We start from the raw sequence: 24,746 nt of genomic DNA on the forward strand, positions 1-24,746 counted from the left end.
CGGTGGCGCGTGCGCACGCGCCGCCGGGCGGCCGGATGACTACGATCCCGGGATGGCTCTGGACCTCTTCCCCGTCATGCCCGTGACGGACTTCGCGGCGGCGACCAACTGGTACGAGCGGCTGTTCGGCGTGCCGTTCGCGTTCCGCGCCCATGACACCGAGGTGGTGTGGGAGCTGGCCGAGCACCGCTACCTCGCGGTGCACCAGGCGCCCGAGCACGCCGGCCACACCCACGTCACCGTCTTCGTCGACGACCTCGACGCGCTGGCCGACGGCATCGCGGCGCGCGGCATCGAGCCGGCGGTGCGCGAGACGTACGGCAACGGCGTGCGCAAGTTCACCTACCACGACCCCGACGGCAACGAGATCGGCTACGGCGGCGCGCCCGTCTCCTAGCGGCGGGCCCGGCGGTACTGCCGGACCGCCAGCGGCGCGAACACGACGAGCAGCAGCACGGGCCAGCCGACCGCCAGCGCCAGCGCGTGCTCCGTCAGCCACGACCCGCCGGGCACGGCGGGATTGCCGAACAGCTCGCGCGTCGCCGCGACCGTCGCCGACATCGGGTTCGCCTCGGCGACGGCGCCCAGCCAGCCCGGCATCAGCGACGGCGGCACGAACGTGTTCGCGATCATCGCGAACGGCAGCACCAGCGGGTACAGCACCGACGCGGCGTCGGGCGAGCGGAGCACGAGGCCCACGTAGATGCCGACCCAGATCAGCGCGAACCGCAGCAGCACGAGCAGCCCGACGGCGGCCAGCGCGGCCGCCGTCCCCTCGTGCCAGCGCCAGCCGACGAGGTAGCCGCAGCCGACCAGCACCACGAGGTCGGCCATCGCCCGGACGACGTCGGCGGTGGCTCGTCCGGCCAGGATCGACGACGTCGCGACCGGCATCGTCAGGAACCGGTCGGTGACGCCCCGAGCGCGATCCGTCACCACCGCCGCGACGGTGTTGACCAGTCCGAACACCATCGTCATGCCGAACAGCCCGGGCAGCAGGTACTCCTTGTGGTCCGCCCCGCCGGGCACCACCATGGCGCTGCCGAACACGTAGCCGAACAGCAGCACCGAGATCAGCGGGAACGCCAGCGCGCCCACGACCTCCTCCGGCGAGCGCCACCAGTAGCGCAGGTTGCGCCGGGTCATCGTCAGGGCGTCGGAGAGCGCGACCCGCAGCCGCTCCGGGCGGGTCCGCGGGACGGTGACCGTGCTCATGCCGCCTCCTCCTTCGTGAACTGGACGAACACCTCGTCGAGCGTGGGCCGGCGCAGGGCGATGTCGCGGACGGCGACGCCCTCGTCGTCGAGCGCGCGGGCCACCCGGGCCAGCGCCGCGACCCGGTCAGGCGCCGCGACGCTGACCCGTCCGGCCTGCTGGTCGACCTCGAGCGCGCCGCCGGTGACCCCGGCCAGCACCCGGCCCACCGCCGCGACGTCGGCGGCGTCGCCGACCAGCACGTCGATGCGGTCGCCGCGCAGCCGCGACTTCAGCTCGTCGGGCGTGCCACGGGCGATCACGCGGCCGTGGTCGATGACGGTGATCTCGTCGGCCAGCTGGTCGGCCTCGTCGAGGTAGTGGGTGGTGAGCAGCACCGTCGTGCCCTGCGCGACCAGCGTGCGCACGCCGTGCCACAGCTCGAGGCGGTGGCCGGGGTCCATGCCGGTGGTCGGCTCGTCCAGGAACAGCACCGGCGGCGCCATGACGAAGCTGATCGCGAGGTCGAGCCGGCGCCGCATGCCGCCGGAGTAGCCCTTGGGCCGGCGGTCGGCGGCGTCGCCGAGGTCGAACGTCTCGAGCAGCTCCGCCGCCCGGCGCCGCGCCGCTGCAGGGCCGAGCCGGTAGAGCCGACCGAACATCTCCAGGTTCTCGCGGCCGGTCAGCATCTCGTCGACGGCCGGCTGCTGGCCGACCAGGCCGATGCGGTAACGCACCTCGACCGGGTCGCCGACGACGTCGAACCCGGCCACCCGCACCCGGCCGCCGTCCGGGCGCAGCAGCGTCGACAGGATGCGCACGGCCGTGGACTTGCCGGCGCCGTTGGGCCCGAGCAGCCCGCAGACCGTTCCCGCGGGCACCGTCAGGTCGAACCCGTCGAGCGCGCGGGTGCTCCCGAACGCCTTGGTCAGCCCTTCGGCGACCACCGCTGGTTCCATCGCTCCTCCTTAGTAGATTCCATAGTATATACTTCAGAATATACTTAGCGTACGGGAGAATGACCGTGATGGACGCCACCACCAGCCGCGCACCGGCGCGCAGGCTCGGCCGGGCCGAACGGCGCGAGCAGATTCTCGACGCCGCCACCTCGGCGTTCGCGCGGGCCGGCGGGTTCGCGCACACCGGCCTCGACGACGTCGCGGCCGCGGCCGGGGTCACCCGGATGATCGTCTACCGGCACTTCGAGTCGAAGAACGAGCTGTACGCCGCCGTCATCGACCGCGCCGCCGAGCGGCTGTACGCCGCGGCCGTCGTCGACGGCGAGATGGACGACGACAGCGTCGCGCGGGTCATCGACTGGGCCCGCTCCGACCCCGACGGCTTCCGCGTGCTGTTCCGCTACGCCGCCGTCGAACCCGAGTTCCGCGACGGCATCGCCGAGCTCAAGACGTCGATGGCCGCGCACGTGCGGCCCTACGTGGAGGACGGCGCCACCGACCGCGCGTGGACCGACTGGGCCGCGCGCACCGCGACGGCACTGCTCATCGAGTCGATCATGGCCTGGCTCGACGGCGGGCAGCCCGACCCCGAGCATGCGACGGCGCGCATCCTGCGCGCCGTCGACCACGCCGTCGAGGCGATCGCCGCGGTGTGAACGGGCCGTCGTACGACGTCGTCGTGGCCGGCTCGGGGGCGACCGGTGCGGTGCTGGCCGCGCGCCTCAGCGAGAACCCGTCCCGGCGGGTGCTGCTGCTCGAGGCCGGCCCCGCCTCGGTGCCCGCGGAGCTGCTCGACGCGGCCACGATGCCGGCCGCGGCGCCCGGCCACCCGGCGGCGTGGGCGTTCCCGACGCGGCTGACGTCGTCGAGGACGGCGGTGGTGCCGCGCGGCCGCGTCCTCGGCGGGTCGACGACGGTGAACGGCGGCTACTTCGTCCGCGGCACGCCGGCCGACTTCGACCGGTGGGCGGCGCTCGGGAACCCGGCATGGTCGTGGGAGCGGGTTCGGCCGTTCTTCGCCGCCATCGAGGACGACCACGACTACGGCGACCGGCCGGGGCACGGGCGGGGCGGGCCGGTCCCGGTGCGACGCGACCCGGTGCCGCACCCGCTGACCTCGGCGTTCTACGCGGCCTGCGGCGAGCTGGGGTTCCCGGCGCAGCCCGACCAGAACGACGGCGGGCCGCCCGGTCACGGCCCGGTCCCGCTCGCCGTCGCCGGCGGGGTGCGGCAGAGCACGGCGCTGACGTACCTCGCGCCGGCCGCCGGACGGCCGAACCTCACGGTGCTGGGCGACGCGGTGGTGCGGCGGGTGCTGTTCGACGGGACGCGGGCGACGGGGGTGGACGTCACGCTCGGCGGCCGGCCGACGCGGGTGCGGGCCGGCGAGGTGATCCTGGCGGCCGGCGCGGTGCTGTCGCCGCAGCTGCTCATGCTGTCCGGCGTCGGGCCGGCGGCCGCGCTGACGTCGCTGGGCCTCCCCGTCGTCGCCGACGCGCCGGGCGTCGGCCGCGGCACGTCCGACCACCCGGAGATCACCGTCGGCTACCGCGCCGCGCCGCTGCCGCCGTCGGACGCGCTGCCGCTGCAGGGACGGCTGGCGTTCACCGCGACCGGGTCGCCGTACGCGGGTGACCTCGAGATCCTGTGCTGGACCCGGCCGCTGGGCACGGTCGTCCCGGGCGCCGGCGACGACCACTCGCTGCGGGTCGCTCTGCAGCAGGAGACCAGCCGCGGGACGGTCGAGCTGGCGTCGGCGGACCCGGCCGTGCCGCCGCGGCTGGATCACGGCTACCTGGCCACGCCCGACGACCGCGCCCGGCTGCGCGAGGGCGTCCGGGTGGCGGTGCGGCTGCTGACGGCGCCGGCGTTCCGGCCGCTGGTGGCGGCGCGTGGCGGCCCGCCCGACGACGTGCTGGGCGACGACGCGGCGCTGGATCGGTGGCTGCTCGGCCACGTCTGGACGGCGGTGCACCTGAGCGGCGGCTGCGCGATGGGCCCGGACGGCGTCGTGGACGAGCACGGCCGGGTCCACGGCGTCACCGGCCTGCGGGTCGCGGACACGTCGATCTTCCCGGCCGTCACGACCAGCGGGCCCGCCGCCACCGCCGTCATGGCCGGGGAGAGATTGGCCGCCCTGATCGAGGCGGAACGGTAATGGTTGCTGTAGAGTAACCGTTGCCCATGAGTAACCAAACAGCGGATGCGGCGTTCGACGCCCTCGGCGAGCCCGTGCGGCGGCGCATCCTCGAGCTGCTGCGCGACGGCCCGACGCCCGTCGGCAAGCTGGCCGAGCGACTGCCGGTCGGCCGGCCCGCCGTGAGCAAGCACCTGCGGGTGCTCAGCGGCGCCGGGCTGATCGAGCACCGCAGCGTCGGCACCAGGAATCTCTACGCGCTGGCGCCCGGCGGCCTGGCGGCCGTGCAGCAGTGGCTGGTCCACACGTGGGACGTCGCGCTGGACGCGTACGCGGCGGAGGTCGCCCGCGTCGCGTCCGCTGATCAGGAGGTGCGGCCATGACCACCGTCCCACCCGTACGCCGTGAGGTGCTGGTCGAGGCCGCGCCGGCGGTCGCGTTCGAGGTCTTCACCGACGGCATCGGCCGCTGGTGGCCGCTGGCCGAGCTGAGCGTCCACGGCGGCCGCGCCGGCTCCGTCGGCTTCGTCGACGGCGTCATCGTCGAGCGGACCGGATCCGGCGACGAGGCGGTCTGGGGCACCGTCACCCGGTGGGAGCCGCCCGGCGTGGTCGCGTTCAGCTGGCACCCGGGCCGGCCGGCGGACGTCGCGGGCCTGGTCGAGGTCACCTTCGCCGCGGTCGAGGGCGGCACGCTGGTGACGCTGCGGCACAGCGGCTGGGAGTCCTACGCCGACCCTGCCGCCGCCCGCGCCGAGTACGACCGCGGCTGGCCGACGGTGCTCGGCCGCTACGGCGGCGAGGTCGCCGCCCGCGCCGTCAGGCCGGCGCCGTCCGGACCAGCTCGGCGCCCTTGACGACCCGGCCGTCCTTGACGATCGCGACGAACGCGGTGTCGGGGCGGCCGACCAGCGAGATGTCGGCCACCGGGTCGCCGTCGACCAGCACGAGGTCGGCGAGCGCCCCTTCGGCGACGACGCCGAGCCGCCCGGGGTACGGGTAGCGCTCCCCCGACAGCGCCAGCAGCTCCGCGTTGCGGATGGTGGCCAGCTGCAGGACCTCGGCGGGCGAGTACCAGCGCGTCAGCTTGGCCAGCATGGCGCCCTGTCGCTCGGCGAGGCGCGGGTCGAACAGGACGTCGGTGCCGAAGGCGACCTTGACGCCGTGTTCGATCGCCAGGGCGAAGGCGGTGTCGGTGCCGGCGACGACGCTCTCCAGCTTGGCCTGGTTCGGCGGGGCGACGGGGTTGAGGTCGGCGTCGTCGAGGAACGGCTGCAGGCACCACCAGACCCCGCGCTCGGCCATGAGCGCCACGGTGGGCTCGTCGAGCAACTGGCCGTGCTCGATGCAGGCCACGCCGGCCTCGACGGCGGTGCGCACGGCCTTGGGCGTGTACGCGTGCACCGTGACGTAGGTGCCCCAGTCGCCCGCCGCGTCGACCGCGGCGCGCAGTTCCGCCGCCGTGTACTGCGCCACGTCGATGGGGTCGTAGCTGGAGGTGACGCCGCCCCCGGCCATGAGCTTGATCTGGGTCGCGCCGTTGCGCAGCTGCTCGCGCACCGCGCGCAGCACCTCGGGGACACCGTCGGCGATGGCGCCCGCGCCCATGAGCTCGCCGTGGCTGAGGTGGCCGGCCACGCCGCGCGGCACCTCGTAGGGCAGCCGGAAGTCACCGTGCCCGGCGGTCTGCGAGATGAACGCCCCCGACGGGAGGATGCGCGGCCCGGAGGCGACGCCTTCGTCGATGGCGCGCCTGAGACCCAACGACGGCCCGCCGACGTCGCGCACCGTCGTGAACCCGCGCATCAGGGTCCGGTGGGCGGCTCCGACGGCGTGCGCGTACAGGTAGCCGAGATCGGCGGTCAGCGCGGCCTGCATCGGGATGGTGGCGAACGCCGCGTGCCAGTGCGCGTCGATGAGGCCGGGCAGCAGCGTGCGCCCGCTGCCGTCGATGGCGGGGACGTCGTCGCGGACCTCGCCCGCGGGCACGACCCGCTCGATGACGCCGTCGCGCACCGTGACGTCCATCGGCGCGGTGAGCCGCCCGGCCTCGCTGTCGAACACGACGACGTCGGTGATGAGCAGCGCGTTCGGGTCGGCCATGGTCTCCCCCTGCGTGTCGCCCGGAGCTGCCACTGTAAGGGGTGTCAGGACGCCGGCGCTGGCGGTTCGGGCCGGACCGCCGCTGCGGACCGCGGTCCGGGCCCGGTGCCGGACCGGCTCGGGCCGCCGCCCCGGGGACGACGGCGGCCCGGCCGGTCAGCTCACGCCGTGCCCTCCTCGCCGGGCCCGCATCAGCCCGAGCCCGGCCAGCGCGAGCAGCATCGCGGCCGCGAGCAGCGTCGCGGCAGGAGCGCCGGTGTCCGGCAGCGCCTCGCCGCCGCCGTCCACGTCGCCCGGGCCGCCTGCACCGCCGCCCGCCTGATCGCCGTCGTCGGCACCGGCGTCGGCGTCGCCGCCGTCCACCTCGCCCGAGCCACCCTCGGCCGCGCCGCCGTCCTCGTCGCCGGGCTCGCCGGGTTCGCCGGGCTGCTCCGGCTCCGGGCAGGCCAGCGTGCCGGTCCGCAGCGAATGCCCGTCGGTGTCGTTGTCGTCGGACCAGTAGACCGGCCGCAGCCCGTCCACGCACTCCTCGACCGGCGTGATCGCGAAGCCCTCGGTGTTGAGGTTCGCCATCCCGGCCGGCCGCGCGATCCGCCCGGTCACCGCGAACGCGCCGTCGTCGCCCACCTCGAGCAGCGCGGACGTGCCGTCGCAGCCGTCGTCGCAGACCGCCCAGAGCGTGCCGGTGGCGACGTCGAAGTCCAGCGCCATGACGGCGCCCAGCCCCGGGTCCAGCTCCGCGAGCCGGTGCACGTCGCCGTCGTCGAGCAGCAGGTAGGCGTAGACCAGCCCGGTGCCCTCGATGCCGACGAAGTACACGCCGCCGCCGTGCCCGGCGTAGCCGTCCGGGTCGTACGGCGCACCGGTCGACGCCTCGGCGAAGCCGAGGCCGGTCAGCACGTCGTCGGGCACCCACTCGACCGCCTCGATGCCGGCGTTCGGGCCGGTCGGCGGCAGCTCGGGGGTGAGGTCCCACTCCGTCGACGCGGTCAGCTCCGGCTCGGCGCCGGAGACGTCGAAGCGGAGCAGGCTCAGCTGGCTGACGCCGTCGTCGTCGTTGTCGCGCTCGGTCCCGACGACGACGGAGCCGTCGCCGGTCACCGTCACACCCTCGCCGTCGGGCGTGCCGACGCCGCCCGGGTAGCGCAGCGGCTTGCCGGCCTCCCAGCCGTCCGCGGCGGTGTCGCGCCAGACGGCGCCGTCCCACTCCAGCCGGTGCAGCTGCCCGCGGCCGTTGTCGACCGCCCACAGGACGCCGTCCTGGAGATCGAGGCCGCTGAGGTCGCCGTCGAAGTCGCCGGCCTCGTCAGCGACGGTGACGTCCGGCCCGCCGGGCCACGGGCTGCCCGGCTCCGGGTCCGGGTCGGGCTGCGGCTCGCCGTCGCAGTGGTTCGGCGCACCCTTCGTCGGCGAGGTGGTGGTGCGGAACTCGCCGGTGCCGTCGGGGCAGCGGCCGTACGTCGACGCCGCGTGCTCGTCCCACGCGTAGGCGTCGACGAGCGTGCCGTTCGGTGTGTAGACGCGGGCCATGTCGCCGCCGCCGAGGCCGAAGCCGAGCGCGGCCTCCTCGTGCACGTAGAAGCCGCCGGACGCGATCACCGTCCCGGCCGCGATGGCGGAGAACCGGGTGTCGTCGTTGTCGCGCACCAGCCAGCCGGACAGGTCGACCGGCTCCGCGCCGGTGTTGACCAGCTCGATCCAGTCGCCGGGCACGCCGTCGCTGGACTCGACCTCGTTCACCTTCACGACGTCCTGGCCGGCCACCGGCACGCAGTCGTTCGGCTCGCCGGGCGTCGCCGCCGCCGTCACCGTGAAGGCGCCGAGGCCGTCCGGGCAGCGGCCGGCGCTCGGCTCCGGCACCGTCCCCCAGCTGTGCGCATCGGCGATCGCGCCGCTGCCGTCGGCCAGCTCGACGCCGGTCGCCTCGCCCGGCGCGAAGCCGAGCGCGGCGGCCTCGATCAGCAGCAGCTCGCCGGGCGCCAGGACGCCGTCCGGCACCGCGTAGCCGTCCTCGGCGCCGGGCGCGCGCACGACGTGCCCGCCCAGCTCGACGTCGGCGCCGCTCGGGTTGACCAGCTCGACGAACCCGGCCGCGACCTCGTTGACCCGCAGCGGCGACGTGCAGTCGTTGGCCTCGCCGCGGGTCGGCGCCGCCGTCTGCCGGACCTCGCCGGTACCGTCCGGGCAGCGGCCGTACGTCGTCGCGGCGTGCTCGGTCCAGTTGAGGCTGTCGACCAGGCCGCCGCCCGCGTCGGACAGCCGGACGGTGTCCGCGGCGCCCAGCCCGAACCCGAACCCGGTGGTGTCGTCCTCGGCCGCGTCGACGACCAGGTACCACCCGGCCGGGATGGCGGTGCCGGCCGGGAAGACGTAGTCCTCGGGGCCACGGTCCTGGTCGTCCTGCAGCTTCCAGCCGGACAGGTCGACCGTCGTGTCACCCGGGTTGTGCAGCTCCACCCAGTCCGGGTTGACCCGCTGCGAGACCTCGTTGACGACGACGGCCGGGGCCTGCGGGCCTGCCGCCGCCGGGACGCCGGCCGCCCCCAGCGGGACCAGCCCCGCCACTGCCAGGACGGCCACGGCCGCCCTCTGCGCCTTGCGCGCGCTCATCGTGCTCCCCCTCGTCGCTACGGCGGCCCCCGGCCGCCCCGGACAGCAAAGTGGGACGAACTGACCGGACCGGGAAGAACGGATGAACGACGAGCGAACTCGGGTTGCTGGACGATCGAGCATGAAACTGCGACCCGTAGGCATTGTGACGCCAGCGGGGCGGCCGCACAGTGGTGCCATGAACGAGATCACGCAGGAACGCACCCGCGCCGGGGCCCGCTGGGACGTCGCTGTCCTCGCCGCGACGCTCCTGGCGTTGGTGCTGGTCACCGGCCTGAACGTCACCTTCGCCGTGGCCGTCATGCCGAACCTGGCCGGCGCCGACGACCTCACGTTCGTGACGACCCTGCAGCGGTACAACGACAACCCGGTGTTCCCGCTGAGCTACACCGTCGCGCTGATCCTGACGATCCTCGCGCCGGTCGTGCTGCGGCGGCACGGCGACCGGGCCGCGACGCGCTGGGCCGTCGTCACGCTGGTGCTCTACGCCGTCGTCGTCGGGGTGACGGCGGTGGTGAACCTCCCGCTGAACGAGGAGATCGACGCCGCAGGCCTCGGCAGTGCCGCCGGCCTCGCCGACGTCCGCGACCGGGTCGAGGACGCCTGGGCGGCCGCCAACCTCGTGCGCAGCCTGGTGTCGGTCGCGGCCGTCGGCGCCGTCACGCGCGCCCTCGTGCTGCGGGCGGCGCCCGCGACGGCGCGCTGACCAGCGGCGTATTCTTCGCCCGTGGAGTTGCGGTTCGAGTCCCGCGGGTCCGGCTCGCCGTGGGTCGACACCGTGTGGACCTGCGCCAGCGGGCAGGTCGCGCAGATGACCTCCGTCGCCGGCGTGCGCTGGGGCCTGCTGTTCTGGCAGCAGGACGGCCGCGCGTACGCGGGGGTCACCGGCCCCGAGACCCGCACGAACACCGCGCCGGTGCCGATGGGCGCGAGCTTCGTCGGCATCGAGTTCGCCGTGGGCACCTCACTGCGGGCCGTCCCCACGGCCGGCCTCGTCGACGGCGGCATCCTGCTGCCCGACGCCACGTCCCGGACGTTCCGCCTCGACGGCGCCCGCTGGGAGACGCCGGGCCCCGACGACGCCGAGGCGCTGGTGGCGCGGCTGGTCCGGGCCGGGATCGTCGTCCGCGACTCCCTCGTCGCCGAGGTGCTGCGCGGCGGCGACCCGGCGGTCTCCGAGCGCACCGTCGAGCGCCGGTTCCGTGCGGCCACCGGGCTCACCCGCGGCGCCGTCCGGCAGATCGAACGGGCCCGGACGGCGGCCGAGCTGCTGGCCGGCGGCGATCCCGCCGCCGACGTCGTGGCGAAGCTCGACTACTTCGACGAGCCGCACCTGGCCCGGGCGCTGCGCGCGTACGTCGGGCGCACCGCCGGGCAGCTGCGCGCGGGCGGCAGCGGGGCGATCGCGCTCGACGTCGTCAGCGCCTGACGTCGTAGATGACCTTCATGATCCCGTTCGAGTAGGTGTCGAACTCGCGCAGGCTCAGCATCTGCTTGTCGCGGTCGGCCCGGCCGAACGCGCTCGCCCCGGCGCCGAGCAGCACCGGGAAGACCAGCAGGTTGTACTGGTCGATGAGGCCGGCGTCGCCCAGCCGCCGGGCCAGCTCCGCGCTGCCGTGGATGAAGATCTTGCCGCCGTCGCTCTCCTTGAGCGCCGCGACCTCCTCGGTCGAGCGCAGGAACGTGATCGGACCCCAGCCGTCGACGGCGGCGTCGTCGGGCAGCGTCGACGACACCACGTACTTCGGCAGCTCCTTGTAGTCGGCGTGGTCCTCCGAGGACGGCCACGTCGTGGCGAACGACTCGTAGCTGTTGCGGCCGAACATCAGCGCCGACGTCTCGGCGAGCTCCTCGCCCTTGAGCGACCACGCCTCCGGGACGAACTCGAGGTCCTTGACCACCCAGCCGGCGCTGCGGTGCCCTTCCCCCGGCCCGCCGCCGGGCGAGTCGACGACTCCGTCGAGCGACATGAAGCCGGTGTAGACCAGGTCACGCATGATGTCTCCTCGTACTCGGACGAACTGCTGGTACCCACGCTAGAGCTCGGCCGCGCCGGCGTCTTGGACGGAACCGACAGTCACGTCTGCGCCACGAGCAGCCAGGTCAGGTAGCCGGCGTAGGCCGCGACGAACAGGCCGCCCTCGACGCGGCTGATGCGGCGGCCCGACACGAACACCGGAATGCAGGCCAGCGCGGCCGCGACCATCAGCAGCAGGTCGCCGCCGAGGATCTCGCCGGGCACCTCGACGGCTCCCGGCGCCGCCAGGACCGTGATGCCGAGAATGGCGGCGATGTTGTAGACGCTCGAGCCCAGCAGGTTGCCCAGCGCGATGTCGCGGTCGCCCCGGATCGTCGAGAGGACCGTGGTCACCAGTTCGGGCGTCGTGGTGCCGATCGCGATGATCGTCAGCCCGATGACCACGTCGCTGACGCCGAACGCCCGGGCGGCGTCGACGGCGCCGTCCACCAGCAGCGTGGCGCCGACCAGGACGATCGCGATGCCGGCGACCAGACTCAGCACGGCCCGCCACGGCCCGTTCGGTGCGTACTCGGCCTCGTACTCCGCCCGGACGGCGCCGCCCTCGCGCCGGCTGACGCGCAGGATGGCGAGCGTGTACCCGGCCGCGAACAGCACGAGCAGCACGCCGTCGAACGTGGTGAGACTCCCGTCCAGCGCGAGGACGAGCAGCAGCACCGCTGCCGCCGCGATCATCGGGAGGTCGAACCTGACGATGCGCGTGTCGAGCGCGATGGGGCTGATCGCCGCGCTGAGGCCGAGGACCAGCAGCAGGTTGATCAGGTTCGCGCCGACGATGTTGCCGACGGCGAGGCCCGCGCTGCCCTGGCGCGCGGCGTCGATGCCGATGGCCAGCTCCGGCAGGCTGGTGCCGAGCGACACCACCGTCACCCCGACGACGATCGGCGCGAGGCCCAGCCGCAGCGCCAGCCCCGTCCCGCCCCGGACCAGCAGTTCGGCACCACCCAGCAGTCCGGCCAAGCCGGCGGCGATGAGCAGTGCGCTCGACACTCAGAACGCGTATCTGAACACGGCCGCGACCGGCCCGCCGCCGGGCACGTCGTCGGCGCGGACGGCCACGACGCGGCCGCCGGCCAGCAGCACCCGGCGGGCGATCTCGTCGGCGACGCCGTAGCTGGCGGCGTCGTCGGCGGCGGTCGTCACCGCGCCGGACTCCTCGTCGACGTAGCCGGGCAGCTTCTCGTCGATGTCGACGACCAGCGTGTCGACGACGCCGTACGTCGCGGCCCGCGCGATGGTCGCGACGTCGCCCGAGGCGCGGCCCTGGTCGAAGCGCCGGCCGAAGAGGTCGCGCAGCTCCGCGAGCTGCCCGGCGTAGAGATCGTCGAGCACCGTCCGCGCGCTGTCGGCCAGCTCGGCGTCGGTGCTGCCCTCGGGGCTGCCCGCGATGCCGGGGCCGGCCAGGTGCGGGTAGCTGTTCACCGAGCGGTAGATGGCGTCGAGCGGCTCGGTGGCGGCGAGGATCAGCGGCAGCTCGAGGCCGGTGAGCACGCCGCGCAGCGCTTGGTCGACCTTGCGCGCGTACTGGCGCAGCCGGACCTTCTGCCCTTCCGAGCCCTGGATGCGCCCGACCGGCGCGCGGTCGGCGAGCGACGACTTCCCCGCCGCCGATGCGGCGTCGGACGGCAGCCCCGGCACGTCGACGGTGAACGGCGGGCCGTCGCGGGTGACCTCGACCAGCCGCACCGACCCGGCCGCGAGCGCGAGCACGAACCCGGCCTGCGGGAACGTGACGGCGCGCAGCAGCGGCTTCACGTAGAACCGGTCGCTGACCTCGACGACGCCGGTCAGCTCGTTCGGCAGCCGGAACACCGTCACACCGCCCGGCGCCGCGAACACCGCCAGGCTGCGCGCCTGCTCGGCCCAGAAGTCGTCGTCCTCGACGAGGTCGTCCAGCGACTCCCTGACGTCGGCGACGGCGCCACGCTCGGCGCCGGCCTCGTCCAGCTGCCGCAGCGCCTCGGCCGCGAGGTTCTTCAGCTCGATCCGTCCGGTCTGAGCCTGCTGCGTGAGCGGGCTCGTCGGCACGTAGATCGAGACACTGGCGTGGTCGCGCGCCGCGATCAGCCGTTCCAGCTGTGCGCGCGTCGGGATGTCCGTGTGCAGCGTCACCTGACCACGGTCTCACGGTGTGGACGCTGGGCCAAGCGAAACCAGCAGGTCGCGCAGCGTCTCCTCGACCGGCGTGGTGCAACGCACCGACCGGTCGCCGCGCGGCTGTAGCAGGCCGCGGTCGTCGGCGTCGAAGAGCTGCACCAGTTCGGCGGCCAGCGCCGGCGGCACACCGGCGTCGCGCAGGACGTCCGCCCAGGCCGGGCGCGGCACGACCAGCACCTCGACCGGCCGGCCGAGCTCCGCGGCCAGGGCCGCCGCGACCTGCCGCTCCGTGGAGCGGGGCGCGTCGAGGTCGACGACCTCGGAGGCCGGCGGTGGGTACCGGAGCGCCTCGGCGACCGCGGCGCCCACGTCGCGGGTCGCGGCCATCGGGATCGCGGCGTCGGCGGACGACGCGAAGACCGGGAACACGCCCTGCTCGACGACGGCCGGCAGCACGTCGCCGGCCTTCTCCTGGAAGTGCGGCGAGCGGATCGCCGTCACCACCGCGCCGGTGCCACGCAGGCGGTTCTCCAGGTGGTGCAACCAACGCACCGGCCCGGTGCCGTCCGGCCGGTCGGCGCCGGCTGACGACAGCATGACGACGTGCGGCACGCCGCTGACCGCGACGCCCTCGGCGATCGCGTCGGCGAGCCGGCGGTGCGCGGCGTCGGGGTCGGCCGCGGCCGGATCGGTGGGCAGCAGGACGAACGCGCCGCGCGCGCCGGTGAGGGCGGCGGCCAGCGCCGCCGGGTCGGCGAGGTCGGCGACCGCCGCCTCGGCGCCGAGGCTGGTCCACTCCTGGCCCTTGGCCGGGTCGCGGACGACGGCGCGGACCCGCTCGCCGGCGGCGAGCAGGGCGCGGGCGGTGGCCCCGCCGACGTGTCCGGTGATGCCGGTGATGGCGTACATCGGTCGCTCCTTCCAGTCGGGATCCGATGTGGTCCAGTAGACCGGCGCCTACCGAGACGATCCATAGCTGTTCGCCTCGATAACATGTCTGAACGTCTAGTCTGGTGGCATGGATGCTCTCGCCGACGTGCTCGACGGCGTCCGCGCCCGCTCGGCGGAGTTCTGCCGGGCGGTGCTCGAGCCGCCGTGGGCGCTGCGCATCGCCGACGGCGCCGCCCTCGCCCTGGCGACGGTCCTGCGGGGGCACGCCTGGGTCGTCCCGGACGACGGCGAGCCGGTGCTCGTCCGGCCCGGCGAGGTCGCCGTCGTCCGCGGGCCGCGCCACTACACCGTCGGCGACCATCCCGAGACGGCGCCGTCGCTCACGGTGCTGGCCGGCAACCGGCTGACCACCATGGACGGCGTCGAGGTGTCGGCCGCCGAGGCCCTGGGCCGGGCGCCGGCCGAGCGGGCCGGTCACGGAAGCGACGACGGCGCCGCCGTCGTCGCCAGCGGCACCTATCAGGTCGGCGGCGACATCGGGTCGCGGCTGCTGACCGCCCTGCCCGCCGTCGTCCACGTCCCCGCCTCAGCAGCCGTCGCACCGGTGCTCGCGTTGCTCGCGGCCGAGCTGGAGCGCGACGAGCCGGGCCAGTCGGTGGTGCTCGACCGCCTCCTCGACCTCGCGCTCATCGCCAGCCTGCGCGCGTGGTTCGCCCGCGCCGAGGCGCAGACGCCGGGCTGGTACCGCGCGCTCAGCGACCCCGTCGCCGGGCCCGCCCTCCGCCTCGTCCACGATGACCCCGCGCACCCCTGGACCCTCGCCGAGCTGGCCGCCCGCTCCGGCGCCTCACGAGCCGCGTTCTCCCGCCGCTTCACCGCGCTGGTCGGCACTCCGCCCATGACGTACGTGACCGGCTGGCGGCTCACCGTCGCCGCCGACCTGCTGCGCCAGACCGACGCGACGGTCGAGACCATCGCCCGCCGGGTCGGGTACGCGAACGCCTTCGCCCTGAGCGTCGCCTTCAAGCGCGTGCGCGGCACCACGCCGCGCCTGCATCGCCGCGGCCGTCCCGTTCAGCCGGGGTCCTGACCGGGCCGAGCCGGCATGCGCGGTGCGGGCGCGGGTACCGAGCGGGCATGGCGATCAGCGGGGACGGCGCGCTCGGGCTGTGGCGGCGGGGCTACGGGTGGGCGAGCGCCGAGCGTGCGGGCCGGGCGGCCGCGCCGATCCGGTTCCTCGGCCGCCCGTCGGTGGTGGTCGGCGGGCCCGCGGGCGTGTCGCGGTTCTACGATCCGCGGCTGCGGCGCCAGGGGGCCGTCCCGGCGCCGGTCGGCGACGTCCTGTTCGGCCACGGCTCGGTCCACGGCCTCGACGACGAGCCACACCACCGGCACAAGGCGAGGTACCTGCAGTTGCTCACTCCCGCCGCCGCCGACGCGCTGCGCTCGAGTGCGCGGCGGGAGTGGGAGCGCGCCGCCCGGGTCTGGGAGCCCGGCCGCCCGGTGGTGCTCTTCGACGTGGCGGTGCGGGTACTCACGGCGACGGTGCTGCCGTGGGCCGGCGTCGCGGCCGGTCCGGACGGGGTCGAGCGACGTGCCGGCCAGCTGGCGGCGGTGCTGGACGGGTTCGCCCGCCCGGGCGTGCCGTACCTGCGCGCCGTCGCCGCCCGGCGCCGCCTGGACCGGTGGGCGTCCGGCCTGGTCCGCGGTGCGCGCGACGGCGGGCTGCGGGTCCCTCCGGGCACGCCGCTGGACGTCATGGCGCAGGCCCGTGACGCCGACGGGCGGTTGCTGACGCCGCGGGACGCCGGCGTCGCCCTGCTCAACGTGGTGCGGCCGGCGGTGGCCGTGGCGTGGTTCGTGGCCTTCGCGGCCGTCGCCCTGGCGCACCAGCCGTACTGGCGGGACCGCATCGCCGCCGGCGACGACGCGGCACTCGGCGCGTTCGCGCGGGAGGTCCGCCGCCACTACCCGTTCGTGCCGGTGCTCGCCGCCCGGGCCCGCGGCGACCAGGACGTGCTCGGCGTCGACGTCCCGGCCGGCGGCTACGTGGTGCTCGACGTCTACGGCACCGACCACGACCCTGCGCACTGGCCGGACCCGGACCGCTTCGACCCCCGGCGCTTCCTCGGCCCGCCGCCCCGGCCCGGCACGCTGATCCCGCAGGGAGGCGGCGCCCTGCGCACCGGGCACCGCTGCCCGGGCGAGGACGTCACCCTCGTCCTGCTCGAGGAGGCCGTCCGCCGTCTGGCGTCGACCCGGCCGGAGCTCCCGGACCAGGACCTGACCGTGGACCTCACCCGCATCCCGGCCCTGCCGCGCAGCGGGGTGCTGATCGCCGTCGCCCCATGACCCGCGACGACCTGCCGGTCCTGGACTCGCTGGACGACGTCGTGCGGGCGGTCCGCGACCATCCCGGCCTGCTCGTCCGGTACTCGAACGGCCCGGACGCCGACCGGCGCGACGGGCCGAGCCGCGACTACGAGGCCGGCCTGGACCTGCCGGGCTGGTCGGTCACGACGCTGCAGCCCGAGCCGTGGTGGCCGCGACCCCCGGCCGACTGGATCGCCCGCCGGCTGTGCAAGTACGACGAGCTGGGCCAGGACGGCCGCTTCCCCTGGCTGCTCACGGGCCGGGTCGTCGGCGAGGGCCCGGACCACGAGCCACTCGTCACCGACCTCGTCCCGGTGGCCAGGGTGGGCCGCCGGGCGCTCGCCGACGCCCGGCGTAGGTACGAGGAACGCTTCGACGTCGGACGTGGCTCGGCGGACTGACGGCGCGCGGGCCGGGGCATGCCGCCGCCCCGCCCCGGGTACGGGCCTGGCCAGCCTGGCGCCGACGAAAGGGTGGAAGACGATGAGCGACAGCCGTGACGTGGTGGACCTGATCGAGAAGGACCACCGGGAGATCGAGCGGCTCTTCGAGCTGCTGCGCACCGACCCAGGGCAGCGCGACCTGGCGGTGACGGAGGTGACGGCGCTGCTGGTCGCGCACAGCCGGGCCGAGGAGGCCGAGGTGTACCCCGTCGCGCGGGACGAGGCCGGCGAGACCGACGAGGTGGCGCACAGCCAGGAGGAGCATGCCGAGGCCGAGGCGATCCTCGAGCGGCTGGCCGCGATGGACGCGCACGACCCGGGGTACGAGGCGGTGCTGCGCGAGCTGGTCGACTCCGTCGGCCACCACGTCGAGGAGGAGGAGAACACCGTCCTGCCGGGCATGCGGCAGCGCCTCAGCGACGAGCGCCGGGCCGAGCTGGGCGAGGCGTTCCTCGCCGCCCGGGCCGACCACCTCGGTGACCGTCCGGGCGAGGCCACCCGGGCGGAGCTGGCCCAGCAGGCCCGCAACCTCGGCGTCGACGGCACGTCCGGCATGTCCAAGGACGAGCTGCGCGACGAGGTCACGCCCGACTGAAGGGGTCATCATGCGGAATCTGCGCCGCTGGGGCGCGGTGTACGTCCTGATCCTGTTGTTCCTCGGCTCCTGGCTGGGGCAGTTCTTCACCCAGCTCTCGGAGTTCCGCAGCGAGCAGCAGGCGCACGGCGAGCCGTTCACCTGGTCGAGCTATATGGCGTCGTTCTTCGCCTCGACGTTCGAGAACTGGCAGAGCGAGTGGCTGCAGCTGGTCTTCCAGGCCGTCCTGCTGCTGGCCGCGAAGCACCTGCTGTTCCAGGCCGACGCCGAGGACCTGGAGCGGATCGAACGGAAGATCGACACCATCCACGAGCACGTCGGCGCCGGCAGGCCCGAACCGGCCGAGGGCGACGACGCCGCGATCGGCCCGGAACCACGCACCTGACCACCTGCGCCAGAAGGAGACACCGATGTCGTACTGGCTGGACAGCACCGGCGACCCGCCGCTCGCGCCCTCGCCGCCGGTGAACGCGGACGTCGTGGTCCTGGGCGCCGGCATCGCGGGCATCACGACGGCGTACCTGGCGAAGCGGGCCGGGCTGACGGTGACGCTGGTCGAGGCGGACGACCGGCTGGCGGCGGGGGTCACCGGGCACACCACGGCCAAGGTGACCAGTCAGCACGGCGCTATGTATGCGCCGCTGACCAGCAGGTTCGGCGCCGAGACGGCACGCGCGTACGGCTCCGGGCAGCAGCTGGCGATCGACTGGATCGAGACCGAGGCCGACGCGATCGGCGCGACGATGGACTGGTCGCGACGCGACTCCTACGTCTTCGCCGAGCGGCCCTCGTCCGTCGACGGGCTGCGCCGCGAGGCCGACGCCGCCGCGGCCGCCGGCCTTCCGGCCACGTTCACCGGCGAGACCGGCCTGCCGTTCGAGGTCTCGGGTGCGGTGCGGTTCACCGGCCAGGCGCAGTTCCACCCGCGGCGATGGCTGATGGAGCTGGCCACCCGCATCCCCGGCGACGGCGGCACCGTCGTCACGGGCACCCGGGCGCTCGGGCTGACCGAGGGCGACCCCTGCGTCGTCGAGACCACGGACGGCCCGGTCCGCGGCCGGCACGTGGTCGTCGCGACGCACTACCCGGTGTTCGACCGCGGCCTCTTCTTCGCCCGGCTGGAGCCGCGGCGCGACCTCGTCGTCGCCGGGTACACCGACGACGGCGACGGCCCGCCCGGCATGTACATCAGCGCCGAGGACCGGCACTCCGTCCGCACGACCCCGGCGGAGGACGGCCGCACGCTGCTGATCGTCGGCGGCGAGCCGCACCGCGTCGGCGCCCGCACCAGCGTCGCGGACCACTACGACCGGCTGCGGGCCTGGGCCGCCGAGCGGCTGGGGCTGCGGGAACCGGTCTACCGGTGGCTCGCGCACGACCTCACGACCGTCGACACGCTGCCGTACGTCGGCCGGTTCCACCCGCGCGCCCGCAACGTCTGGGTCGCGACCGGGTTCGGGCACTGGGGCATGACGAACGGGACGCTGGCGGCACTGCTGCTGCGCGACCTCATCACCGGCGTGGAGAATCCGCTGGCCGGCATGCTCGACCCGCAGCGGAGCACCGTCCGGCAGTCGGCGGCGGAGTTCGTCAAGGCCAACGCCTACGTCGCCGCCCGATTCCTCGGCGACCGCGCCACCGCCCTGGCCGACCGTCACGACCTCGCGTCGCTGCCGCCGGGCCGCGGCCGGGTCGTGCGCGACGGCGTCCGCGCGGTCGCCGCCTACCGCGACGACGACGGCGGGCTGCGGTGCGTGTCCGCACGCTGCACCCACCTGGGCTGCCTGGTGGTGTTCAACGACGCGGAGAAGACCTGGGACTGCCCCTGTCACGCGTCGCGGTTCGGCACCGACGGCCGGGTGCTGGCCGGTCCCGCGGTCCACCCACTGGACACCGTCACCCCGCCCGGCTGACCACGACCGCGGCCGTCAGCTCCGCCACCACGCCCAGGCGCCGGCGGCAGCGGCCGCGCCGGTCGCGGCAGCGGCCAGGCCACGGCGGTGCCGCGAGAGCCCGAACTGCGGGCTCCCGGCCGCCGCGCGGCGGCCGAACCGCCCGGTTCGGATTGTCGGCGGCGTGCGGGATCGCCGTCGCGGCCAGCTCCGGCGGGAAGATCGGCGGCACCGGCTGGGCCCGGTGCGGCAGCCGCGACAGCACCCAGTCGAACTGCGGCGTGTTGACGGCGGAGAGCTGGACCATGGTGACGCGCACGTGTGAACGGTCGTGCAGCAGCTCGCACCGCAACGAGTCGTGGAAGCCCTGGATGGCGTGCTTCGCGCCGCAGTACGCCGACTGCAGCGGGATGCCGCGGTACGCCAGAGCGGAGCCGACCTGGACGATGACGCCGCGGTCGCGGGGGAGCATCCGTTCCAGCGCGGCGCGCGTGCCGTGGACGTAGCCCAGGTACGTCACCTCGGTGGTGCGGCGGAACTCCTCCGGCGTGATCCGCATGAACGCCGCCCCGCGCCAGCAGCGCGACCCGGTCACCGCGCCAGGCGAACGCGCGCGCGGCCGACACCGCCCGATGCCCCGGTCACACCACGACGGTTCTGGCCAGGTCGCTCATCGGTCATTCCCCTCCGCTCGCTGGGCGGCCCCATCAGAGGTCGCTGCCCCACTGGCTCGCTACCTCTGGGCGGCCGCGCGCATGCCTTGTGGCGGCCGGCCCACCCCTCGAGCGCTCCGGACGTCGTCCGGCGCGGCTTGGCTAGGCTGACGAGGTCGTGCAGCAGCCCGTCAACGTCGGCCGGGCGCGTCAGCCGTCGCCATCCGTCCCCCAGAGAAAGGCCGCCGTGTGTCTCAGCTCGATCACCGGCTCAGTGGCATCTACGCCGAAGTACTCCAGCGCAATCCTGGTGAGACCGAGTTCCACCAAGCGGTGCACGAAGTGCTCGACAGCCTCGGACCGGTGGTCAGCAAGCATCCGGAGTACACCGACGCGGCGGTGATCCGCCGCCTGTGCGAGCCGGAGCGGCAGATCATCTTCCGGGTGCCGTGGGTCGACGACTCCGGCGCGGTGCAGATCAACCGCGGCTTCCGGGTCGAGTTCAACTCCGCGCTCGGCCCGTACAAGGGCGGCCTGCGGTTCCACCCGAGCGTCTACCTGGGCATCGTCAAGTTCCTCGGCTACGAGCAGATCTTCAAGAACGCCCTCACCGGCATGCCCATCGGCGGCGGCAAGGGCGGCAGCGACTTCGACCCGCGCGGCCGCTCCGACGGCGAGGTCATGCGGTTCTGCCAGTCGTTCATGACCGAGCTGTACCGCCACCTCGGCGAGCACACCGACGTCCCGGCCGGCGACACCGGCGTGGGCCGGCGCGAGCTGGGCTACCTGTTCGGCCAGTACAAGCGCATCACCAACCGCTACGAGTCCGGCGTGCTCACCGGCAAGGGCCTCAGCTGGGGCGGCTCCCAGGTGCGCCGCGAGGCCACCGGCTACGGCGTGGTGTTCTTCGTCGACGAGATCCTCCGCGCCGGCGGCGACTCCTTCGACGGCAAGCGCGTGGTGGTGTCCGGCGCCGGCAACGTCGCCATCTACGCCGTCGAGAAGGTCCACGAGCTCGGCGGCACGGTGGTGGCCTGCTCCGACTCCGGCGGCTACGTCCTCGACGAGAAGGGCATCGACCTCGACCTGCTCAAGGACGTGAAGGAGTCGCGGCGCGGCCGCATCGAGGACTACGCCGAGGCACGCGGCGAGCACGCCCAGTACGTCGCCGGACGCGGCGTCTGGGACGTGCCCTGCGACATCGCCCTGCCCTGCGCCACCCAGAACGAGCTCGACCACGACGCCGCCGCGACCCTCGTCAGGAACGGCTGCCGCATCGTCGCCGAGGGCGCGAACATGCCCACCACCCCCGACGCGGTGCGCCTGCTGGCCGAGGCCGGCGTGGCGTTCGCCCCCGGCAAGGCCGCCAACGCCGGCGGCGTCGCCACCAGCGCCCTGGAGATGCAGCAGAACGCCTCACGCGACTCCTGGAGCTTCGAGCTCACCGAGGACCGCCTCGCGGCCATCATGCGCGGCATCCACGAGCGCTGCCTGGTCACCGCCGACGAGTACGGCGTCCCCGGCAACTACGTCGCCGGCGCGAACATCGCCGGCTTCATCCAGGTCGCCGACGCCATGCTCGCCCTCGGACTGGTCTAGCCGCACCGCACTGCGCGCGCGGTCACGGTCGCAGCCGGCCGCTGCCGCCGGCGATGGCCGCTCGGGCCCGGAATCGGTCCGGCGTCCGCGGCGGCGATTGGTCCTTCCGGCCGCGCCGGCGCCCGCGGAGGATGGACCGGAGCCCCCGATCCGGAAAGGACAGGCCATGCGATCGGACGCCGGCGGTGGATTCACGGTGCGTCGCCACTTCGACGCCACGACGGAGCGCCTCTATGCGGCCTTCGTGGAACCGCGCAAGCTCGAACAGTGGTTCGTCGTGCCCGGCTATCGCACGCCGGCCGACCGGATGCGGGTCGACGCGCGCGCGGGCGGGCGGATGGAGGCGGTCATGGTCTCCGAGGCGGACGGCTCCGAGATCCCGTTCGGATTCGAGTACACCGAGCTCGACCCGCCGCACCGCGTCGTCCTCGGGTTCGCCGAGCCACGCGAGCGGGTCACCGTGACCCTGATCGCCGGCCCCGGCGGATCGGCGGAGCTCACCTACGACTACGTCAGCTGGCCCGCCCCGGCCGACCCGGACGCCTCCCGGCGCGGAGTCGAGGACATGCTCGACCTCGTCGAGGCGGGCGTCGAGCGAGGCACCATCTAGGGTGTGTCTCCCAAATCCGTGGCCTACTGCGCGACGCCCAGGCGGCGCCTCGCTGCGTTCTCGTCAGTCGTCATAGAACCCCGCTATGACTCCCTCCTCGGCCTTGCGAGGCATCCACCTGGACGCCGCTCGCTACGGCCGAGATTTGGGAGACACACCCTAGCGCCGCCCGGCCTCCAGTTCGCGCCTGGCGCGGCGCAGGGCCTTCGACTCCGGGCTGTTGCCGCGCTGGTAGGGGTCGTCGGGCCGGACGGCGAGGGTCGCCAGCTGCCGGGCGACGCTGAGCAACTGCTTGGACAGCCGGCCGGTGTTGTACTGCAGCCCGTACTTCTCGACCAGCCGGCGCACGTCCTGGGCCACCTCGGGGTAGCGGCGGGCCGGGATGTCGGGGAACAGGTGATGCTCGATCTGGTGGCTGAGGTTGCCGGTGAGCACGTGGAACAGCGAGCTGCCGCTGATGTTGGCCGAGCCGAGCAGCTGACGCAGGTACCACTGGCCGCGGGTCTCGTTCTCGGCGTCCTCCTTCGCGAACGTCTCGACGTCGGCCGGGAAGTGGCCGCAGAAGATGACGTTGAACGCCCAGATGTTGCGGATGACGTTGGCGACGGCGTTGCCGCCCAGCACGGCCAGCGGCACCCACCACGCGGTGAACGGCACCAGCGGCAGCGTGAGCGCGGGGAAGAGCACGTAGTCCTTGAGCAGCTGGCGGCCGATCTTGCGCAGCGCCCGCTTCCGGCGGGCCTGGAACTCCTCCTTCGGCAGCCTGCCCGCGAGGTACTCGTCCAGCTCGACGCCGTGGTACATCACGCCCCACTCGAAGACCAGCATGAGCAGGAACGCCAGCGGCAGGTTGAAGCGGTGGCTGGGGTACCAGGGCTGGTCCTTGTCGATGCGGAACAGGTTGTAGCCGATGTCGCGGTCCATGCCGTGGATGTTGGTGTACGTGTGGTGGACGTAGTTGTGGCCGTGCTTCCAATCGTGCGCCGGCGCGACGATGTCCCACTCGTACCGCTTGCCGTCGATCATCGGGTCGTTCATCCAGTCGTACTGGCCGTGCATGACGTTGTGCCCGATCTCCATGTTCTCGAGGATCTTGGCGAGCGCGAGCAGCGCGATGCCGGCGACGAACACGGGCCAGAAGAACGGGAAGAACAGCCCGATGCGCCCGAGGATCTCGAAGGCGCGCTGGACCTTGATGACCCGGCGGATGTAGTCGGCGTCGGTCTGGCCGAGGTCGTCGAGCACGCGCTGGCGGACGGCGTCGAGCTCGTGCCCGAACTCCTCCAGCTGTTCGTAGGTCATGTACTCGAGGCCGATCGGCGACCGCTTACCGGCGTCGGCGCCGACCAGCGGCTTCGGCGCTTCGTCGTGGTCGGACGCGCTCAACGGCTCGATCGGTGCGGGCTTGCGCTTGCCGAACATCAGTGTCCTCTCGTTCGCCCGTCAGAGGGCCATGTTCACGTCGCCGACCGGGACGTTGACGCAGATCTTGATCGTCTCGTCGGTGTCGGCGCTCACCTCGCCACTGATGACGTGGCGGACGGCGCCGTGGTTCTTCTTGACCGCGCAGGTGTTGCAGACGCCCATCCGGCAGCCGAAGTCCGGGCGCAGGCCGGCGGCCTCGGCCTGCCGCAGGATGGTGTCGCCGTCGTTGCCGACCACGACGTCGCTCTCTTCAAACGTCAGCGCGCCGGTGGCGTCGGCGGCGTCCGGGTTCGTCGAGGGCACCTTGAAGTGCTCGGTGCGCAGCATCGCGCCGGCGCCGAGGCGCTCGTAGGTGTCGCGGACCGTCGCGATGAGCCCGGCCGGCCCGCAGACGTAGCTGAGCGTGGCGGCGGGGTCGACGCCGAGCCGCTCGAGGTGGCCGGCGGTGAACCGTCCCACCAGCTCACCGCCGCCGGGCTCGCGGGTGTAGACGCGGTGCAGCCGCGCGAACCCGGCGCCGGCCAGCTGGTCCAGCTCGGCGGTGAACATCTCGTCCGCCCGCGAGCGGGCGTAGTGCAGGAACGTCACCCGGCCGCGGTGTCCGGTGTCGCGCAGCGTGCGCAGCATCGACATCAGCGGCGTGATGCCGCTGCCCCCGCTGAGCAGCAACAGGTCGTCGGGAACGCGGTCGGGCAGGACGAAGTCGCCGCCGGCCTGGGAGAGATGGACGATGGTGCCGGGCGCGAGGTCGCGGTGCACGAACTGCGACACGTAGCCGTCCGGATGCGCCTTGACCGACACGCTGAAGGTGCCGTCGGCGCCGGCGGCCGAGCTGGACACCGAGAAGCAGCGGATCCGCCGGGTGCCGTCGACCTCGACCCCGAACTGCACGTGCTGCCCCGCGGCGAAGCCGTCCCACGCACCGTTGGGCCGCAGCACCACCGTGCTCGCCTGCGCGGTGTCGCGGATGACTTCGACGACCCGGGCGCGGACGAGAGCGACGGTGAGCATCGGATGCAGGTGCTCGAGGTAGTGGTCGACCGAGTGCGGTGAGGTCAACGCCGCCACGGCTCGGGAGCCGAGCATCCTGCGGATGACGCCGATCGCGGCCTCCTCACTCAGTGAACA

The 24,746-nt window shown here is 74.1% G+C and carries 25 protein-coding genes and 1 pseudogene; 15 read left to right on the forward strand and 11 right to left on the reverse strand.

Annotated elements, in window-relative coordinates:
- The first annotated feature begins 52 nt into the window (after positions 1 to 52).
- Positions 53 to 397 (forward strand): VOC family protein, encoded by a 345-nt coding sequence (locus BLU82_RS20250; protein WP_092622898.1) that lies wholly within the window; start codon positions 53 to 55, stop codon positions 395 to 397.
- Here the strand turns inward: BLU82_RS20250 and BLU82_RS20255 are convergent.
- Together BLU82_RS20255 and BLU82_RS20260 are read right to left on the reverse strand one after the other, a co-directional pair.
- The gene (locus tag BLU82_RS20255; RefSeq protein ID WP_092622899.1) at positions 394 to 1,215 is read right to left on the reverse strand and encodes an ABC transporter permease; all 822 of its coding nucleotides are present in this window, start codon (positions 1,213 to 1,215) and stop codon (positions 394 to 396) included. The genes BLU82_RS20250 and BLU82_RS20255 overlap by 4 nt on opposite strands.
- The gene (locus BLU82_RS20260; protein WP_092622900.1) at positions 1,212 to 2,153 is read right to left on the reverse strand and encodes an ATP-binding cassette domain-containing protein; all 942 of its coding nucleotides are present in this window, start codon (positions 2,151 to 2,153) and stop codon (positions 1,212 to 1,214) included. Before BLU82_RS20260 ends, BLU82_RS20255 begins: the two co-directional genes overlap by 4 nt.
- A 59-nt stretch (positions 2,154 to 2,212) precedes the next feature.
- Between BLU82_RS20260 and BLU82_RS20265 the strand changes: the two genes are divergently transcribed.
- The 4 genes from BLU82_RS20265 to BLU82_RS20280 are packed head-to-tail and all read left to right on the forward strand — an operon-like array spanning position 2,213 to position 5,146.
- A complete protein-coding gene (locus BLU82_RS20265; RefSeq protein WP_092622901.1) occupies positions 2,213 to 2,809 on the forward strand; it encodes a TetR/AcrR family transcriptional regulator in 597 nt (198 codons plus the stop codon).
- Positions 2,806 to 4,311: a mycofactocin system GMC family oxidoreductase MftG gene (mftG, locus tag BLU82_RS20270; RefSeq protein WP_092622902.1), complete on the forward strand. Its 1,506-nt coding sequence runs from the start codon at positions 2,806 to 2,808 to the stop codon at positions 4,309 to 4,311. Before BLU82_RS20265 ends, mftG begins: the two co-directional genes overlap by 4 nt.
- A gap of 26 nt (positions 4,312 to 4,337) precedes the next feature.
- Positions 4,338 to 4,673 (forward strand): helix-turn-helix transcriptional regulator, encoded by a 336-nt coding sequence (locus tag BLU82_RS20275; RefSeq protein WP_092622903.1) that lies wholly within the window; start codon positions 4,338 to 4,340, stop codon positions 4,671 to 4,673.
- Positions 4,670 to 5,146 (forward strand): SRPBCC domain-containing protein, encoded by a 477-nt coding sequence (locus BLU82_RS20280; RefSeq protein ID WP_092622904.1) that lies wholly within the window; start codon positions 4,670 to 4,672, stop codon positions 5,144 to 5,146. The genes BLU82_RS20275 and BLU82_RS20280 overlap by 4 nt, the downstream gene beginning before the upstream one ends.
- Here BLU82_RS20280 and BLU82_RS20285 read toward each other — a convergent pair.
- Positions 5,109 to 6,392 (reverse strand): amidohydrolase family protein, encoded by a 1,284-nt coding sequence (locus BLU82_RS20285; RefSeq protein WP_092622905.1) that lies wholly within the window; start codon positions 6,390 to 6,392, stop codon positions 5,109 to 5,111. The two genes, BLU82_RS20280 and BLU82_RS20285, sit on opposite strands and share 38 nt — an antisense overlap.
- Before the next feature lie 156 nt (positions 6,393 to 6,548).
- Positions 6,549 to 9,002, reverse strand: coding sequence for a lamin tail domain-containing protein (locus BLU82_RS20290; RefSeq protein ID WP_172885656.1), 2,454 nt, complete (start codon positions 9,000 to 9,002; stop codon positions 6,549 to 6,551).
- 178 nt (positions 9,003 to 9,180) lie between these two features.
- On the opposite strand from BLU82_RS20290, the gene BLU82_RS20295 reads away from it, so the two are divergent.
- Both BLU82_RS20295 and BLU82_RS20300 read left to right on the forward strand, forming a co-directional pair.
- Positions 9,181 to 9,708 (forward strand): DUF1772 domain-containing protein, encoded by a 528-nt coding sequence (locus BLU82_RS20295; protein WP_172885657.1) that lies wholly within the window; start codon positions 9,181 to 9,183, stop codon positions 9,706 to 9,708.
- A gap of 21 nt (positions 9,709 to 9,729) precedes the next feature.
- Complete coding sequence (locus BLU82_RS20300; RefSeq protein ID WP_092622907.1) at positions 9,730 to 10,431, forward strand: helix-turn-helix domain-containing protein; 702 nt, start codon at positions 9,730 to 9,732, stop codon at positions 10,429 to 10,431.
- Here BLU82_RS20300 and BLU82_RS20305 read toward each other — a convergent pair.
- The 4 genes from BLU82_RS20305 to BLU82_RS20320 form a co-directional block, all read right to left on the reverse strand.
- Positions 10,421 to 10,999: a dihydrofolate reductase family protein gene (locus BLU82_RS20305; protein WP_092622908.1), complete on the reverse strand. Its 579-nt coding sequence runs from the start codon at positions 10,997 to 10,999 to the stop codon at positions 10,421 to 10,423. The two genes, BLU82_RS20300 and BLU82_RS20305, sit on opposite strands and share 11 nt — an antisense overlap.
- An 80-nt stretch (positions 11,000 to 11,079) precedes the next feature.
- Positions 11,080 to 12,030, reverse strand: a complete 951-nt coding sequence (locus tag BLU82_RS20310; protein WP_197682349.1) for a calcium/sodium antiporter — start codon at positions 12,028 to 12,030, stop codon at positions 11,080 to 11,082.
- Positions 12,031 to 13,152 carry a hypothetical protein gene (locus BLU82_RS20315; protein WP_197682350.1) on the reverse strand — a complete coding sequence of 374 codons (1,122 nt, stop codon included), beginning with the start codon at positions 13,150 to 13,152 and terminating at the stop codon, positions 12,031 to 12,033.
- Positions 13,153 to 13,164: 12 nt separating this feature from the next.
- Positions 13,165 to 14,046, reverse strand: coding sequence for an NAD(P)H-binding protein (locus BLU82_RS20320; protein WP_092622909.1), 882 nt, complete (start codon positions 14,044 to 14,046; stop codon positions 13,165 to 13,167).
- Between the two features lie 109 nt (positions 14,047 to 14,155).
- On the opposite strand from BLU82_RS20320, the gene BLU82_RS20325 reads away from it, so the two are divergent.
- From BLU82_RS20325 to BLU82_RS20350, 6 genes are all read left to right on the forward strand, one after another.
- The gene (locus BLU82_RS20325; protein ID WP_092622910.1) at positions 14,156 to 15,118 is read left to right on the forward strand and encodes an AraC family transcriptional regulator; all 963 of its coding nucleotides are present in this window, start codon (positions 14,156 to 14,158) and stop codon (positions 15,116 to 15,118) included.
- Between the two features lie 47 nt (positions 15,119 to 15,165).
- Complete coding sequence (locus tag BLU82_RS20330) at positions 15,166 to 16,380, forward strand: cytochrome P450 (RefSeq protein ID WP_092622911.1); 1,215 nt, start codon at positions 15,166 to 15,168, stop codon at positions 16,378 to 16,380.
- Positions 16,377 to 16,802, forward strand: coding sequence for a DUF6098 family protein (locus BLU82_RS20335; protein ID WP_092622912.1), 426 nt, complete (start codon positions 16,377 to 16,379; stop codon positions 16,800 to 16,802). The genes BLU82_RS20330 and BLU82_RS20335 overlap by 4 nt, the downstream gene beginning before the upstream one ends.
- 82 nt (positions 16,803 to 16,884) lie before the next feature.
- Positions 16,885 to 17,439: a hemerythrin domain-containing protein gene (locus tag BLU82_RS20340; protein ID WP_092622913.1), complete on the forward strand. Its 555-nt coding sequence runs from the start codon at positions 16,885 to 16,887 to the stop codon at positions 17,437 to 17,439.
- Between the two features lie 10 nt (positions 17,440 to 17,449).
- A complete protein-coding gene (locus BLU82_RS20345) occupies positions 17,450 to 17,824 on the forward strand; it encodes a DUF6766 family protein (protein ID WP_092622914.1) in 375 nt (124 codons plus the stop codon).
- Positions 17,825 to 17,849: 25 nt separating this feature from the next.
- Positions 17,850 to 19,352, forward strand: a complete 1,503-nt coding sequence (locus BLU82_RS20350) for an FAD-dependent oxidoreductase (protein WP_092622915.1) — start codon at positions 17,850 to 17,852, stop codon at positions 19,350 to 19,352.
- Between the two features lie 142 nt (positions 19,353 to 19,494).
- Here BLU82_RS20350 and BLU82_RS20355 read toward each other — a convergent pair.
- A pseudogene (locus BLU82_RS20355) lies at positions 19,495 to 19,899 on the reverse strand (SDR family NAD(P)-dependent oxidoreductase); the annotation flags it as partial.
- 334 nt (positions 19,900 to 20,233) lie between these two features.
- Here BLU82_RS20355 and gdhA point away from each other — a divergent pair.
- Together gdhA and BLU82_RS20365 are read left to right on the forward strand one after the other, a co-directional pair.
- Positions 20,234 to 21,583, forward strand: coding sequence for an NADP-specific glutamate dehydrogenase (gdhA, locus tag BLU82_RS20360; protein ID WP_092622916.1), 1,350 nt, complete (start codon positions 20,234 to 20,236; stop codon positions 21,581 to 21,583).
- A 166-nt stretch (positions 21,584 to 21,749) separates the two neighbouring features.
- Positions 21,750 to 22,193 (forward strand): SRPBCC domain-containing protein, encoded by a 444-nt coding sequence (locus BLU82_RS20365; RefSeq protein ID WP_092622917.1) that lies wholly within the window; start codon positions 21,750 to 21,752, stop codon positions 22,191 to 22,193.
- 159 nt (positions 22,194 to 22,352) lie between these two features.
- On the opposite strand, the gene BLU82_RS20370 is transcribed toward BLU82_RS20365, so the two are convergent.
- Positions 22,353 to 23,495, reverse strand: a complete 1,143-nt coding sequence (locus tag BLU82_RS20370; RefSeq protein ID WP_197683097.1) for an acyl-CoA desaturase — start codon at positions 23,493 to 23,495, stop codon at positions 22,353 to 22,355.
- A 141-nt stretch (positions 23,496 to 23,636) separates the two neighbouring features.
- Positions 23,637 to 24,704 carry a ferredoxin reductase gene (locus BLU82_RS20375; protein ID WP_197682351.1) on the reverse strand — a complete coding sequence of 356 codons (1,068 nt, stop codon included), beginning with the start codon at positions 24,702 to 24,704 and terminating at the stop codon, positions 23,637 to 23,639.
- Between the last annotated feature and the right edge of the window lie 42 nt (positions 24,705 to 24,746).

Source organism: Jiangella sp. DSM 45060 (genome assembly GCF_900105175.1).
In the GTDB taxonomy this organism is placed as follows: domain Bacteria; phylum Actinomycetota; class Actinomycetes; order Jiangellales; family Jiangellaceae; genus Jiangella.